The sequence below is a fragment of the Acinetobacter sp. F9 genome (assembly GCF_019195275.1).
GTDB lineage: Bacteria > Pseudomonadota > Gammaproteobacteria > Pseudomonadales > Moraxellaceae > Acinetobacter > Acinetobacter pseudolwoffii.
Window position 1 is genome coordinate 1,168,336 of the sequence record NZ_CP078068.1, and the last position, 14,216, is coordinate 1,182,551.

Sequence of the window (14,216 nt, forward strand, 5' to 3'; positions counted from 1 at the left end):
AATGGTTCATGGCTCAATTCTTTATTCATCGCCCGATTTTTGCATGGGTGATTGCATTGGTTATCATGCTGGCCGGTATTTTAACCATCAGCAAAATGCCAATTGCACAATATCCAACGATTGCTCCGCCAACCGTGACCATTTCTGCGACTTATCCAGGTGCATCTGCTGAAACTGTTGAAAATACAGTCACCCAGATCATCGAGCAGCAGATGAACGGTATGGATGGCTTACGTTATATCTCGTCTAACAGCGCGGGTAACGGTTCTTCTTCTATTTCCTTGAACTTTGACCAGGGTGTTGATCCTGATATCGCACAGGTTCAGGTTCAGAACAAATTACAGTCTGCCACTGCACTTCTTCCCGAAGATGTACAGCGTCAGGGTGTGCGTGTCACCAAATCCGGTGCCAGCTTCCTTCAGGTATTGGCTTTCTATTCACCTGATGGCAGCCTGACCGCCGATGACATCAAAGACTATGTCAACTCGAATATTTCTGAACCTTTAAGCCGTGTGGCCGGGGTTGGTGAAGTTCAGGTCTTTGGTGGCTCTTATGCGATGCGCATCTGGCTAGATCCGGCCAAAATGGCCAGCCTGCAAGTAACACCGAGCGATATTGCGACTGCAATTCGCACCCAGAACGCACAGGTTGCGGTCGGTCAGCTTGGTGGTGCTCCTGCTGTTGAAGGTCAAGTGCTGAATGCAACCGTAACGGCTCAAAGCCTGTTACAAACCCCAGAACAGTTCAGCAATATCTTCCTAAAAAATACCACTTCGGGCGCGCAAGTTCGTCTGGGTGATGTTGCACGGGTGGAACTCGGTGCAGATAACTATCAGTTTGATTCGAAATTTAATGGCAAACCGGCTGGTGGTGTGGCAATTAAACTTGCCACAGGTGCTAACGCGCTTGATACAGCAAAAGCGGTTGAAGAACGCTTAGAACAGTTACGTCCGAACTATCCGCAAGGCATGGTCGATCAACTGGCCTTTGATACAACACCATTTATTGAACTGTCGATCAAGAGCGTAGTCAAAACGCTGATCGAAGCGATTATCCTGGTGTTCCTGGTCATGTTCCTGTTCTTGCAGAACTGGCGTGCCACGATCATTCCAACCATGGCCGTTCCAGTCGTGGTCTTGGGTACCTTTGCCGTGATTAACGTCTTCGGCTTCTCGATTAATACCCTGACCATGTTTGCCATGGTGCTGGCGATCGGTCTTCTGGTCGATGATGCGATTGTTGTAGTCGAGAACGTAGAACGGGTCATGGTGGAAGAGCATCTTGATCCGGTGTCTGCAACTGAAAAATCGATGAGACAGATTTCCGGCGCACTGATTGGTATTACCTCGGTGCTGTCTGCAGTATTCGTTCCAATGGCCTTCTTCGGTGGAACCACCGGGGTCATTTATCGTCAGTTCTCGATTACGCTGGTCACGGCAATGATCCTGTCACTGATTGTCGCCTTGACCTTTACCCCTGCCCTATGTGCGACCCTGCTCAAACAGCATGATCCGAACAAGCCGGAAAGCAATGGTATCTTTGCGCGTTTCTTCCGCTGGTTTAACAGCAGCTTTGACAAGGTGTCTGTGAAATATCAGGGCGGCGTGAATCGCATGACCCACAGTAAGATTTTCTCAGGTATCGTGTATGCGGTGGTACTGGGTATTATTGTGCTGTTGTTCCAGAAACTGCCGTCTTCATTCTTGCCGGATGAAGACCAGGGTGTGGTCATGGCACTGGTTCAGTTACCACCAAATGCCACTCTGGAACGTACCGACAAGGTGGTCAATACCATGACCAACTATTTCCTGGAAAACGAGAAAGATCATGTCGAGTCAGTCTTTAGTGTGGCGGGTTTCTCCTTTACCGGTGTGGGTCAAAACGCAGGTCTGGCCTTTATTAAACTGAGAGACTGGTCAGAACGTACTAGTCCGGAATCTCAAGTCGGTGCCATTATCCAGCGTGGTATGGCGCTAAACATGATTGTTAAAGATGCGTCTTACATCATGCCACTGCAATTACCTGCAATGCCTGAACTGGGTGTGTCGGCTGGCTTTAACTTACAGCTTAAGGCGGCAGGTGGTCAAAGTCATGACCAGCTTCTGGCAGCACGTAATGCGGTTCTGGGCCTGGCAGCACAAGACTCGCGTCTGGCAGGTGTGCGTCCAAATGGTCAGGAAGATAATCCACAGTACCGTGTCATTGTTGATCATGCACAAGCCGGTGCACTGGGTGTCAGCGTTGCCGAAATTAACAGTACTATGGGTATTGCTTGGGGCGGTTCGTATATCAATGACTTCATTGATCGCGGTCGGGTCAAGAAGGTATATGTTCAGGGTGAAGCTGGCTCACGTATGATGCCGGAAGATCTGGACCAGTGGTATGTGCGTAATAATCGCGGTGAAATGGTGCCTTTCTCGGCCTTTGCCACAGGCGAATGGACCTATGGTTCACCACGTCTTGAACGTTATAACGGCGTATCGTCGATGAACATTCAAGGTACACCGGCTCCGGGAATCAGTTCGGGTGATGCCATGGTGGCCATGGAAGAAATTGCGGCGAAGTTACCAGAAATGGGCTTAACCGGCTTTGACTTCGAATGGACCGGTCTGTCTTTGGAAGAGCGTGAATCTGGTGCACAGGCGCCGTTCCTGTATGCCCTGTCACTCCTGATCGTATTCCTGTGTCTGGCAGCCCTGTATGAAAGCTGGTCGATTCCGTTCTCGGTTCTGCTGGTGGTGCCATTGGGTATCGTCGGTGCATTGCTCATGACTTATGGCGGGATGGTGCTGCTGCAAAACCCGAACCTGTCGAATAACATTTACTTCCAGGTGGCGATCATTGCCGTGATTGGTCTTTCTGCGAAAAATGCGATCTTGATCGTGGAATTTGCGAAAGAGCTACAAGAACAAGGTGAAGATTTATTTGAAGCAACCTTGCATGCGGCGAAAATGCGTTTACGTCCAATTATCATGACCACTTTGGCCTTTGGTTTTGGTGTATTGCCGCTTGCCCTGGCTTCAGGTGCAGGTGCAGGTAGTCAACACTCAGTCGGTTATGGTGTACTTGGTGGCGTGATCAGCTCGACCTTGTTAGGTATCTTCTTTATCCCAGTATTCTACGTGTGGATTCGAAGTATCTTTAAATACAAACCAAAACAACAAAATCAGGAGTATAAGTCGTAATGCAAAATGTATGGTCTATTACAGGTCGTAGCATTGCGGTATCTGCCCTTGCGCTTGCTTTGACAGCCTGTCAAAGCATGCGTGGTCCAGAGCCGGTTGCACAGGCAAATATCCCGAGCAGCTATACCAATGCGTCTGGTACTTCTGTAGCAGAACAAGGTTATAAAAACTTTTTTGCCGATCAGCGCCTGTTACAGGTGCTCGATCTGGCATTAAACAATAACCGTGATCTGCGCACTGCTGCCCTGAATATTCAACGCGCCCAGCAACAGTATCAGATTACTGAAAACAATCAGTTACCGACCATTGGTGCCAGTGGCAGCGTGTTACGTCAAGACACGGGCAGTAGCAATCCTCAAAGCCGCGGTGCTGTAACCACCTATAATGTAGGTCTGGGTGTAACCGCATTTGAGCTGGACTTTTGGGGGCGTGTACGTAGCTTAAGTGACAATGCACTGGATAACTTCCTGGCGACTCAAAGTGCGCGAGATGCGACGCAAATTGCACTGATTGGTCAGGTGTCTCAAGCCTGGCTCAGCTATTCATTTGCCAATGCCAATCTGGCTTTGGCTGAACAAACGCTAAAAGCACAGCTTGAATCGTTTAACCTGAACAAGAAACGTTTTGATGTCGGGATCGACAGCGAACTTCCTGTGCGTCAGGCCCAGATTTCCGTCGAAACGGCACGCAATGATGTCGCGAATTACCGCACTCAGGTGGCACAGGCACAAAACCTGTTAAACCTGCTGGTCGGTCAGCAAGTGCCTGCGACTTTATTGCCGGCACAACGCGTAACCCGCATCACGTCCAATACGGCACTGGGTGCAGGCTTGCCAAGTGATCTGCTGATTAACCGTCCAGATGTACGCGCTGCCGAGTATCGTCTGTCTGCAGCGGGTGCCAATATTGCGGCAGCACGCGCACGCCTGTTCCCGACCATCAGTTTGACCGGTTCAGCAGGTTATGCATCGACCGATTTAGGCGATCTGTTTAAATCAGGCAGTTTTGGCTGGTCCTTTGGCCCAAGTCTGGATATTCCAATTTTCGATTGGGGTACCCGTCAGGCCAATATCCAGATTTCTGAAACCGATCAGCAAATTGCATTATCAGATTACGAAAAGTCGATTCAAGCCGCTTTTCGTGAAGTAAATGATGCGCTAGCAGTTCGCCAAAACATCGGTGATCGAATTGCTGCACAGCGCCGTCTGGTAGAAGCCACCAATACCACCTATCGCTTGTCGCAGGCACGTTTTCGCGCCGGGATTGACAGCTATCTGACAGTACTGGATGCACAGCGCGCCTCTTATGCCGCAGAACAAGGCTTGCTCTTGCTTGAACAGGCCAACTTGAACAATCAGGTTGAAGTCTACAAGACCCTCGGCGGAGGCTTAAAAGTCAATACCACGGATACCCTGCCGAATCAGCCGTCCGTGACTGAACAACGCCGCGCAGCAGAACAGCAGGCGAAATAGATTTAAAATAGAAAAAGAAAAGCTCACTTCGGTGGGCTTTTTTATTGCATTTTCAAGGCAGTTTTCCTATTGTCATAGACCAGCAATTTATTTAGAAAACATACGCATGTTACTTAGCAATCTGGAATCTGTACCGGGACATACTATTCGCCAACAAATTGATGTGGTTTATGGCAGTACGGTACGCAGCAAACATGTCGGGCGTGATTTACTCGCTGGCCTGAAAAATATTGTCGGGGGTGAACTTACTGCTTATACCGAGCTGCTGGAAGAATCCCGTCAGGAAGCGATGAACCGGATGGTTGAAAAAGCCCGTAGCATGGGTGCCAATGCGATTGTCGGTATTCGTTTCTCGACCTCCAATATTGCCCAAGGCGCCTCTGAACTGTTTGTCTATGGAACGGCAGTCATTGTTGATCCAGTCATGCCAAAATTACCCGACCCTTTTCCACAGGCAGAATAATTCATGGACGGTTTAATTTTTCAGATCGTCATTTTTGTCATTCTGTTTAGCGTCGGTTTTGGCTTTGGTCGTTATAACGAACGCAAACATTTTCGTTATCTAGACGAACAGGAACAACGACTGGCTTATATCCAGGTCAACAACAGCCGCTTTATCTTATCTGAACATTCCGGACAGATGATCAGCAGTAATGTGGTTATTTCCCATGATTATTTTAAATACGCAATTGCCAATGTGCAGAACATGTTGGGAGGTCGTTTGACCAGCTATGAAAGCGTGGTAGAGCGGGCACGGCGTGAGGCGATTGTACGTTTAAAACTTGAAGCTGAAAAAATCGGAGCCACCCAGATTATGGGGATTCGGCTGAGCACTACGGAACTGGGCATGCAAGGCGGTATGGTCGAAGTCTTTGCTTATGGCACTGCAATTCAGCAGCCTACTTCACTAATCTAAAAATAGCTATATAAACAATAGCATGCAGATGGTTAGCTCATGTTGCGCAGTACGCGCAGATAATTACTGAATGTGGATCAACTCGCTTATCGACTGGGGATGCAATATCATAGAAGAAGTGATTAAGCTCAAAGTTAGCGGCATAAATACAAATAATATGATGCCGTTTCTTCAGTCGATCAAACGGCACTCAATCCCATCTGTATTGCCTTATTATTTTTCTACGTCTTAAGCCGCATTGCTTAGAGAACGGCAGCAAGCTAAATGGCTATACATTGCCGAATTGACCGCCACCACCCAGCTTAAAAGTGCCCTTTTTAAATATTGGTGAACGAGATGGGTGCACTGATTCAGGCTGTTAGGCTCTTGCGTAATTCATCTTCAACGATACTGAGTTCAATTTCACTAAATTTACGAATCTCGCCTTCTGCATGCTTTTCCAGCATACCGCCGAGCAATGGTACTTTAACTTTTACTGTCCAGTTAAGCTGAAACTGGATCTGGTCTTCATCTCCAGTGACTGCACGCTGACAGGTCGCCTCGATCGGTAAATTTGCCCCGAGTTGTACCGTCGATGTCATTTGATTCAGATCGCTGATATCGGTACGCTGCAAACGGAATGCATCCTTGAGTAATTTTTTTGCCATATCCGGGATGTTGACATCCAGATTATAGGCACGTTTCAAGGTATACATATGCCCCTGCTTTTCCGAGACCAGTATTTCTAAATTTTGCGCAGGAATTCGATGACAGACTGCCTCATGCAAACGAATATCATTGGCCAGACGTTTAAATTCATCAATAGACACGCCATTGATAATTGCTTTCACAGTGAACTGATGTGCCATGCTATTTTTCCTTATTTTTATTGCATTATTCGCTTAGGTCACTCCGGACTATCGCAAATAAAACCAAACACAGAGATGATTCTGCAATTTATATCAACTTTATAGCATCTGTCATTATTCTTTTATCGGGAAATAGCGGCAATTCGGTCAATCTTTGCAAGATAGTTTTGCAGACAACTGTGTCTGGCCACAACTGATCTGTAGCTGCGCTGTGGCATAGTCAATCACGACATGAAATTCATCGGCGCCATCGTCTAGACCGGACACATACCATGTGGTGCCGTTTGGAAAATCCCGCAGCCAGTCTGCTTTATAAAAGTCTGAAACCGAATCAAACTGCACATACAGTTCAGGTTGCGCTTCGATCTTCATTGCCAGAGCCATAAACTTCTGTAATTGCGTCTGCTGAAAATCAATAATCATACTATTTTTCCCTGTTTAGACATGATGATAGCGCAGCGATCTTCATATATGTTTAAAGGGTTCTTCTCGCTATACGACTGCCGAGTTTTGACATCTGGCCCATTATTGGATTAAACATAAGCTAGCGCACAAAAAACAAGATCTCATCCAATATAACGAAGGATATACTCATGGTGCAGGGAAAAATGCAGGTAGAAAGTGTCCAGTTTCTGGCAGAAGATGGTTATAGCTTAAGTGGCAAACTCTACCGTACACCGTCTGTGGCGAAGGCCAATATTGTCGTTGCCTGTGCGACGGGAGTACCGCAAGCGTTTTATCGCCGTTTTGCAGAATATGCAACTCATGCCGGTTTTCAGGTGCTGACCTTCGATTATCGAGGGGTGGCCGCTTCCGCACCGAAACAGCTCAAAGGCTTTAAAATGTCTTATCTGGACTGGGGAGAATATGATCTAAGTGCGGCAATTGAATATTTGGGCCGGACAGGACTGGATATTTATATGATTGGCCATTCCTATGGAGGTCAGGCATTAGGTCTGTGCAAACATCATGACCGCATCGAAGCGATGTACTGTTATGGCACAGGCGCCGGCTGGCATGGTTATATGCCGCTCAAGGAAAAAATCAAGGTTCAGATGATCTGGAATATTGTTTTCCCTCCACTCGTAGCAATCACCGGCTATTTGCCATGGAGCAAATTTAACATGGGTGCAGACTTGCCACGTGATGTCTATCGTCAGTGGCGTAAGTGGTGCAAATATCCGACCTATTTCTTTGCCGATCCGGATTTGAAAGACTTACACATACGTTATGCTGCGGTAAGTACTCCGATTTATGCGGTTGCTGCTCTCGATGATGCCTGGGCCCTGCCTAATTCCAGACATGCTTTTATGCAATATTACCGTCAGGCAAACGTGCATTATATTGATCTTAAAGCTGAAGATTATGGTTTAAAGGACATTGGTCATATGGGCTATTTCCGTCAGGGGGCAGAAAAAATCTGGCAAGATGCCTTAAATACCTTTTCCGAATTACATCGGCTTAAATATGCAGCTTGATGTTTAACGCCTATCGTCTCCTGCAAAACTTACAAGCTTCCTGAGCAGAGAGATCAAGCACAATCTGGCCGTAAAAGATCGGTACGAATTTCCTGACGATGCTCTTGGCCAAAACGGTCGACATGCGTATAAAACACGCCATAGCGGCCGACATAATATTCCAGTGACTGATGGTAAAAATTCCAGAAAATCGACCACTCCCCTAAATCCATCTGACGAATTTGTGTACTGCTTTGCATGGGCATTTTTTGCAAGATTTCCTGCTGTAACTGCTCTGCCTGTGCCCTGTCCTGAATAGCTACATGACGCTGAAAAAACAGCTGAGCAACATCATCAAACAGTTCCAGTTCATAAGCATCAACCAGATGCACCTGTTCCTCATGCGTGGTCATGACATGTTCTGAAATACTAGCAATTTGTTCAGGTTTTTCTGCACGCTGCGCAGAGAGATAAGACTGAGTTTTATAAATTTTCCGCCCCACGATCCAGGCAGCATTGAACAGCAAAAAAATACACAGCAAGAGCAACAATTTAAACATAGTAGATCATCTCGTGTGGCTGATTTTATTTTTATTACCGAGCACTTCATATTCATTTGAATAATGGCCTAACACCTAGCATACGTCTATTTTTTAGACAGTGCAAACTCCTGCACTATTTCTATGATGGCATCCTTGACTCGATTTTATGGGGATTTAAAGTAAGCACGGCGATTCTAGTAAAGCTTGCTGTAAATTTGAGCACCCGCTCCTGAGAAACGTTGATTCTAGAAAATCAGATAAACAAAACCGACAGATCAGCAACATAAGTTATCTTCACCTACTGGTTTTTAAGAAAATCCTCTCAAAAAACTACAAGATTGTTATTTTGTTTCAACCTGCATTTCTCTTCCAATGAAGCCTTCCTGTAAATGTTCGAGAAAATGAATAACATGGTGATTCGTGAAGGGAAGATTCAGGATATACCTCAAATTATTCAGGTGATTCATGACAGTATTCAATCTTGTGTTTTAGATCATCAACGTGAGGACAGTCGCATCCAAAGCTGGCTGGAAAAATTTGATCATGCCAGCCTGATTGTCGATATGCTTTATAACGATTGTTGGGTTTGCCTTGTGCACGACAAAGTAGTCGGGTTTTTATTGGTCAGTGATACTGGAGAAATCCGGATGCATTATGTCGCCCCACATTGCCAGAGGCTTGGATTTGGCACCGAATTATTTAATCAAATGCATGCAGCATTAGTAGAGAAAAAAATCTATCAGATTGCAGTCAAGTCGACTCAAACAGCCCTCAGCTATTATCAGCGATGTGGATTTGATTCCAGCCCTGCACATTCACAAGATGATGGATCATATCTGTATAAATACGTTTTTTAATCCGCGCCCTGCTCAAAGTTTAATTGATCACGCCCGGTCTGTTTAGCCAGATACAGCTGTACATCTGCAGCTTTCATCAAGGCATGAATATCGGCATATTGATGTTGTGGGCTTATCCAAGCCGCGCCCACACTGACCGTGATCCAGGCTTTGCCATCCGGCCGGTTTAGATGTTCAAATTGTTGCTCCCGAATCTGCTGAATGACACGTTCCAGATATTGCAGGGCAACCTGAATCGGTATATCACCAAGCAGAATGGCAAATTCCTCCCCGCCATAACGCGCCAGATAACCCGATTGAGGCAAGCTGGACTGAATCACTTTAACCAGGTTTTGTAGAATCTCATCACCCTTTAAATGGCCATAATGATCATTATAATTTTTAAAATAATCAACATCCAGCATGGCAAAAAGCAGTGTGGCATGTGAATGTTGCTGGCTTTGCAAAAACTTCTGCTGGATTTCACTATTTAAAGCACGCCGGTTAAAAGCACCGGTCAGCGCATCAATCTTCATCTGATGTTCCAGTTTGGCATTCAGTTGATGCAGTTGCTGGGTACGTTCTTTGACTTTTTGATCAAGCGAACTGTTGAGCTCGATGAGGTTAAAATTTAGCTGTTCTGTCTGATAAGTTTGATGCGCATAGTGTCTAGACTGCTGAAACATAATCAACAAGGCATATAAACTGGTGGAAATGAAAGACAAATGTGTGGTTTGAATGACATTAATCAGCAAGAGATAGTCATTTAAAAATGTCAGACACAAGAAAATAATGGCAAACAGATTCAGGCGTGAATACGGTTGCTTATCACGTAGGGTCTGATAAAACCCGTACATAAAATTCCCAATAATCACCAGACCATAAATCGCACTATAGAGCGCAAGACGTTCAAATAACTCGGGGGTAGAAAATAGCGTCACACTGATATTCAAAATCAATAAGACGATCGCAATATAATAAATCAGCGGTTTTAAATAGCGCTGATTAAACAGATGCATATAACTGAGGAAAAATAATACCGCCAGAAACGTAAACAGATACTCTAAACGTGTTCCCCATAACCAGTCGATATTGGTAAATACCGAATAGGCATAGGGCGCTGAAAACATATTATGCAGGGCCAGAAAGATAATAAAACAGCCAAACACAAAAATGCTTTTGCTATTACGCTCTTTCGATCCTCGAAATATTGAAAACAGGATATTGAAAACACCCACCCCGAGTACTGCGCCACAGGCCATGGCAATACTCATCATCAACTGCTGGAATTGACGATTGACTGTACCTGCGACCCCAATCTGCATTGGGCGTTCCAGCCCTCCATGCAAATGAGTGTAATTCGAGGCCTGAATGCTTAAGGTAATGTATTCACTGTCTGCAACGAAATAGCCAATCCGGGGGGCTTTTTCAGTGATCTGCTGTTCAGGTGTTTTACTGATTTGCCCAAGCCGGACAATAAATTCGCCATTTACATAGACCCGATAAGCGCCATATTGAGCAGGAATCCGAATGGCAATCCGGCGTCCGATAAATTCTTGGGGAATTTTATAATGACTAATAAATGTGCCATAACCAATATTTGAGTTGGTCAGTATTTTAAAGGAAGCCGGTAATTCCACTGTTTTTGATAACAGTACGGAACTTGGCTGGACAATAAACTGGCTCGGATAAAATAACCATTTCCCCTGCAAAGGGCTGCTGCTGTGTTCGCTAAAATGAATTTCAGAGATATGATCACGGAACTGCTGCTGCACCCCGGGGGATGTGGCAGCGATCTGGGCAGATACTGAAGTGCTCATCAAGATGCCCCAGCTTATGGCCCAAACCCACATTACAAAATAGACATTCCTTATCACGTTTTGCAAAGACAGTAGTTTCCTGAAAAAGAGCTTTATTCTTCTTATAATCTACTTGGAATATCAGGGAGTTCAAATATTTTTTTGTAGTTTATCGGAAGAAGCCCCCAATACTGAGACTTCTCCCGATCAGCATTCACTCATGATATTGAAGGAATCTTATTTCAATGAATTAATCACGTGTTTTTACATCAAACAGTTCAATTTCAAAAATCAGGTCTGAATTGGCTGGAATCACTTTGCCCATTTTACGTTCGCCATAGGCCAAATGTGCCGGCACTAGCAGTTTACGTTTACCGCCCACTTTCATGCCCAAAATGCCCTGATCCCAACCTTTGATCACACGGCCTGTTCCGATCACGGTTTCAAAATAATTACCGCGATCAATCGATGAATCAAACTTGGTTCCATCTTCTAGCCAGCCGGTATAGTGTGTGGTAATCAGCGCGCCTTTTACCGCCTCTTTCCCTTCGCCTACTTTTAAATCAATAATTTCAAGTTCGTTAATCATGCTTATTTACCTGAGATTGGCATAAATTCAAAAACCAGTATAAACCGGATTGATTGATTTTTTTAGGCTTTAGTCCTTGATGGATTAAAAGCTGAGTTCCTGAATATTCTGATCATTGAGTAAATGCAGGGTGAGTTTTTGATGGTTTTTGGCCGATCCCATCAGCACCCATCTTCCGCTAATCTGCTGCTCAACCTTGCGCTGTGAAGAATGCATTACTTTTAGCTTATATTGTTTGAAAAGCGATTCATAATGGTTGAGCTCATGTTTCTCAAAAGGACAGACAATTTCGTAATTACGTTCCTGATTCAGCGACTCGATCCCGCGCTGTACATACATCAGTAGAACCAGTACCACCATGACCATTAAAGTGGCCCAGATACTCAGGATTTCATAACCCGCACCGGCTGCCATGCCCAGTGCTGCGGTCATCCAGATGGTGGTGGCCGTGGTAATTCCTGAAATACGGTTCTCATCTTTGAGAATGACCCCTGCCCCTAAAAAGCCTAGCCCCGTCAGGACATTGGCCGCCAGCCGGTCAGGATTTTCCACGCCTATTTTCAGGGAAATGATAGTAAACAGACAGGAGCTGAGACTGACCATGATCATGGTACGCAGTCCGGCAGATTTACTGTGATATTCACGTTCTGCACCAATAATGGCCCCGATCGCGACGGCCAGCAGTAAATCATAAAGTTCATGGTACATGACATAACCCTGAGTATTTTTATTCCTCAGGTATACGCAATTTAAGCGACAGGATACAAGTCCAGACGTGCATCCTTATGCGTCCTTATTGTAACTGTTCCCACTCGACCAGCACCTGCCCCTGATCGCCAATCAGAGTCCATTCACCATCCATCACATTGAGCTGTAACTGCATGGTGCGTGCACATAATTGTGGCAATGCATCGGTGGTTGTAGTCGATAATTTCCACACCTCCACATTCTTTAACGTCTTTAATTTGCTGCTGCGCTTATACCATTCATCTACCGCAGAACCATAGGTCACCACAGCCACTTGCTTACAACGCGCACTGGCTTTTTTGACTTTATCTTCATCCGGGCTACCGACTTCAATCCATTTCACCAATTGACCAGTGAGGTCTTTTTCCCACAAGGCCGGCTCATCGGTTTCAAACAGATCCTTGGTAAATTCCAGCGTTTCATCGGCATAACGCGCATACGCCAGAATACGCACCATCAGGCGTTCAATGGTTTCTGAAGGATGCAGCGCCATCGTCAACTGATAATCTGCATAACGGTGCGTATCCATATCTGCAATATTCAAATCAACCTTATAAATCGTCGCTTTTAACGCCATAACACAATCCTCAAATTTGGCGCCTAGCATATAAGATTTAGCAGTATTTTGCTGAACAGATTTAGGTCAATAACTCATTCAGTGCACTGGAAACAGTACTATTATTTTTCCGGATCAATACGGCATTGCATCAACGTGCTTTCAAACTCCAGCCAATCGCGTGACTGTTGATAAATCACTTCGACCCGGTTATCAATACCTGCCTCGACCGACTGATAATTAAACTGCTCCGGATTGAAATTAAAGCTTTTCCAGCCCTGATCGGTATTAAAAATTCCTTTGATTCTGAGCCAGTCTTTTTGTTCACACAGCAAGTCGAGCAAATCATAAAAATGAAATTGCCAGCGTTTCGGCAACTTCCAGCCCGCAACCTGATAGCCCTGCGCGCTTTCCACATAATGATAAGGCAGCTGCTGAATCAGCACGGGTACCTCTGGGGAAGGATTGATCTGTTGCTGTTTTAATAAAGGCTGGAGCTGACGTACAGAACCTTGATAATCCTGTTTAATCTGCTCAATGCTCAGCTGTCCCTGCTCTGTGCACAACCACTGCTGGGCATAGACTTGATATTCCGCCTGAAGCTGCATAAGCGCAGCATGATCTTCGGCTGTCATTAAATCTGTATGGGAAATCACCACAATATGCGCAGCCTTAAGCTGGTCTGCATACAGGTTTTGCTGAGTCCAGTCCCGGTCATGCAAACGTGAACCATCGACCACCGTGACCAAGGCCTGCATGTTTAAATGGCTATGCCAATGCGGTTCGGTCAACTGTTCCAGGAGTTGCCCGGGATGCCCCAATCCGGTCGGCTCGATAAACAGCCGATCCGGTTTCACTTCGGACAGTAAACGTGACAAGGCAATCTGCATCGGCAACTGACTACTACAACATAGGCAGCCACCCAGTAATTCCTTTACCGCATAGCCTGAATCTTGTGGTAATAACTGCTGATCCACCCCGATCTGACCGAACTCATTCATCAGTACGGCCCAGATTTCCTGTTCAGGTTTCTGCTGTAATAAATGTTTAAGCAGTGTGGTTTTACCCGCCCCCAAAAATCCAGAAATGATATGGACAGGAATCGGCTGTGCTGCGGACAGAATTTTCAAAATCGGTTCTCAAGAGATTAAATAGACAAGATCATGCCCTGTATTATAGGGCACAGCATGGTTTTAGAGACATTTTCTTGCTCAATGGCGACTTGAAACTATCAGTTTATAAGTTAATAGAATTATCTCAAATAGAGAG

Annotated in this window: 14 protein-coding genes; 6 read left to right on the plus strand and 8 right to left on the minus strand. The window is 45.5% G+C overall.

Annotated features, from left to right (window positions below; genetic code table 11):
• Nucleotides 1-8: 8 nt before the first annotated feature.
• The 4 genes from KT990_RS05670 (at nucleotide 9) to KT990_RS05685 (ending at nucleotide 5,573) form a co-directional block, all read left to right on the plus strand.
• The gene (locus KT990_RS05670; RefSeq protein ID WP_005169787.1) at nucleotides 9-3,185 is read left to right on the plus strand and encodes an efflux RND transporter permease subunit; all 3,177 of its coding nucleotides are present in this window, start codon (nucleotides 9-11) and stop codon (nucleotides 3,183-3,185) included.
• Nucleotides 3,185-4,657: a multidrug efflux RND transporter AdeIJK outer membrane channel subunit AdeK gene (gene adeK / locus KT990_RS05675; protein WP_005097784.1), complete on the plus strand. Its 1,473-nt coding sequence runs from the start codon at nucleotides 3,185-3,187 to the stop codon at nucleotides 4,655-4,657. Before KT990_RS05670 ends, adeK begins: the two co-directional genes overlap by 1 nt.
• Nucleotides 4,658-4,763: 106 nt before the next feature.
• A complete protein-coding gene (locus KT990_RS05680; RefSeq protein WP_005097785.1) occupies nucleotides 4,764-5,120 on the plus strand; it encodes a YbjQ family protein in 357 nt (118 codons plus the stop codon).
• 3 nt (nucleotides 5,121-5,123) lie between these two features.
• Nucleotides 5,124-5,573 carry a YbjQ family protein gene (locus KT990_RS05685; protein ID WP_159138255.1) on the plus strand — a complete coding sequence of 150 codons (450 nt, stop codon included), beginning with the start codon at nucleotides 5,124-5,126 and terminating at the stop codon, nucleotides 5,571-5,573.
• A gap of 350 nt (nucleotides 5,574-5,923) precedes the next feature.
• Here KT990_RS05685 and KT990_RS05690 read toward each other — a convergent pair whose 3' ends face one another.
• Nucleotides 5,924-6,421, minus strand: coding sequence for a DUF2505 family protein (locus tag KT990_RS05690; RefSeq protein ID WP_005097789.1), 498 nt, complete (start codon nucleotides 6,419-6,421; stop codon nucleotides 5,924-5,926).
• Between the two features lie 147 nt (nucleotides 6,422-6,568).
• Entirely contained in the window at nucleotides 6,569-6,844 is a 276-nt protein-coding gene (locus tag KT990_RS05695) for a hypothetical protein (protein WP_100357877.1), read from the minus strand.
• Nucleotides 6,845-7,014: 170 nt separating this feature from the next.
• Between KT990_RS05695 and KT990_RS05700 the strand changes: the two genes are divergently transcribed.
• On the plus strand, nucleotides 7,015-7,899 hold the full coding sequence (locus tag KT990_RS05700; protein ID WP_180049588.1) for an alpha/beta fold hydrolase: 885 nt from the start codon (nucleotides 7,015-7,017) through the stop codon (nucleotides 7,897-7,899).
• A gap of 53 nt (nucleotides 7,900-7,952) precedes the next feature.
• On the opposite strand, the gene KT990_RS05705 is transcribed toward KT990_RS05700, so the two are convergent.
• The gene (locus KT990_RS05705) at nucleotides 7,953-8,438 is read right to left on the minus strand and encodes a hypothetical protein (protein ID WP_005097792.1); all 486 of its coding nucleotides are present in this window, start codon (nucleotides 8,436-8,438) and stop codon (nucleotides 7,953-7,955) included.
• A 371-nt stretch (nucleotides 8,439-8,809) separates the two neighbouring features.
• Between KT990_RS05705 and KT990_RS05710 the strand changes: the two genes are divergently transcribed.
• Nucleotides 8,810-9,277 carry a GNAT family N-acetyltransferase gene (locus tag KT990_RS05710; RefSeq protein ID WP_081273089.1) on the plus strand — a complete coding sequence of 156 codons (468 nt, stop codon included), beginning with the start codon at nucleotides 8,810-8,812 and terminating at the stop codon, nucleotides 9,275-9,277.
• On the opposite strand, the gene KT990_RS05715 is transcribed toward KT990_RS05710, so the two are convergent.
• From KT990_RS05715 to KT990_RS05735, 5 genes are all read right to left on the minus strand, one after another.
• Nucleotides 9,274-11,076 (minus strand): diguanylate cyclase, encoded by a 1,803-nt coding sequence (locus tag KT990_RS05715; protein ID WP_218209288.1) that lies wholly within the window; start codon nucleotides 11,074-11,076, stop codon nucleotides 9,274-9,276. The two genes, KT990_RS05710 and KT990_RS05715, sit on opposite strands and share 4 nt — an antisense overlap.
• 229 nt (nucleotides 11,077-11,305) lie before the next feature.
• Nucleotides 11,306-11,644 carry an FKBP-type peptidyl-prolyl cis-trans isomerase gene (locus KT990_RS05720; protein WP_005097798.1) on the minus strand — a complete coding sequence of 113 codons (339 nt, stop codon included), beginning with the start codon at nucleotides 11,642-11,644 and terminating at the stop codon, nucleotides 11,306-11,308.
• A gap of 84 nt (nucleotides 11,645-11,728) precedes the next feature.
• A complete protein-coding gene (locus tag KT990_RS05725) occupies nucleotides 11,729-12,352 on the minus strand; it encodes an MgtC/SapB family protein (RefSeq protein ID WP_005097799.1) in 624 nt (207 codons plus the stop codon).
• Nucleotides 12,353-12,437: 85 nt separating this feature from the next.
• Nucleotides 12,438-12,968: a YaeQ family protein gene (locus KT990_RS05730; RefSeq protein ID WP_005097801.1), complete on the minus strand. Its 531-nt coding sequence runs from the start codon at nucleotides 12,966-12,968 to the stop codon at nucleotides 12,438-12,440.
• A gap of 101 nt (nucleotides 12,969-13,069) precedes the next feature.
• Complete coding sequence (locus tag KT990_RS05735) at nucleotides 13,070-14,077, minus strand: CobW family GTP-binding protein (RefSeq protein ID WP_218209289.1); 1,008 nt, start codon at nucleotides 14,075-14,077, stop codon at nucleotides 13,070-13,072.
• Nucleotides 14,078-14,216: the final 139 nt, after the last annotated feature.

Excerpts from the sequence above, each read along its gene's own strand:
- KT990_RS05670 (WP_005169787.1), top strand. The coding sequence starts at position 9 with ATGGCTCAATTCTTTATTCATCGCCCGATTTTTGCATGGGTGATTGCA.
- adeK (WP_005097784.1), top strand. The coding sequence starts at position 3,185 with ATGCAAAATGTATGGTCTATTACAGGTCGTAGCATTGCGGTATCTGCC.
- KT990_RS05680 (WP_005097785.1), top strand. The coding sequence starts at position 4,764 with ATGTTACTTAGCAATCTGGAATCTGTACCGGGACATACTATTCGCCAA.
- KT990_RS05685 (WP_159138255.1), top strand. The coding sequence starts at position 5,124 with ATGGACGGTTTAATTTTTCAGATCGTCATTTTTGTCATTCTGTTTAGC.
- KT990_RS05690 (WP_005097789.1), bottom strand. The coding sequence starts at position 6,421 with ATGGCACATCAGTTCACTGTGAAAGCAATTATCAATGGCGTGTCTATT.
- KT990_RS05695 (WP_100357877.1), bottom strand. The coding sequence starts at position 6,844 with ATGATTATTGATTTTCAGCAGACGCAATTACAGAAGTTTATGGCTCTG.
- KT990_RS05700 (WP_180049588.1), top strand. The coding sequence starts at position 7,015 with ATGGTGCAGGGAAAAATGCAGGTAGAAAGTGTCCAGTTTCTGGCAGAA.
- KT990_RS05705 (WP_005097792.1), bottom strand. The coding sequence starts at position 8,438 with ATGTTTAAATTGTTGCTCTTGCTGTGTATTTTTTTGCTGTTCAATGCT.
- KT990_RS05710 (WP_081273089.1), top strand. The coding sequence starts at position 8,810 with ATGTTCGAGAAAATGAATAACATGGTGATTCGTGAAGGGAAGATTCAG.
- KT990_RS05715 (WP_218209288.1), bottom strand. The coding sequence starts at position 11,076 with ATGAGCACTTCAGTATCTGCCCAGATCGCTGCCACATCCCCCGGGGTG.
- KT990_RS05720 (WP_005097798.1), bottom strand. The coding sequence starts at position 11,644 with ATGATTAACGAACTTGAAATTATTGATTTAAAAGTAGGCGAAGGGAAA.
- KT990_RS05725 (WP_005097799.1), bottom strand. The coding sequence starts at position 12,352 with ATGTACCATGAACTTTATGATTTACTGCTGGCCGTCGCGATCGGGGCC.
- KT990_RS05730 (WP_005097801.1), bottom strand. The coding sequence starts at position 12,968 with ATGGCGTTAAAAGCGACGATTTATAAGGTTGATTTGAATATTGCAGAT.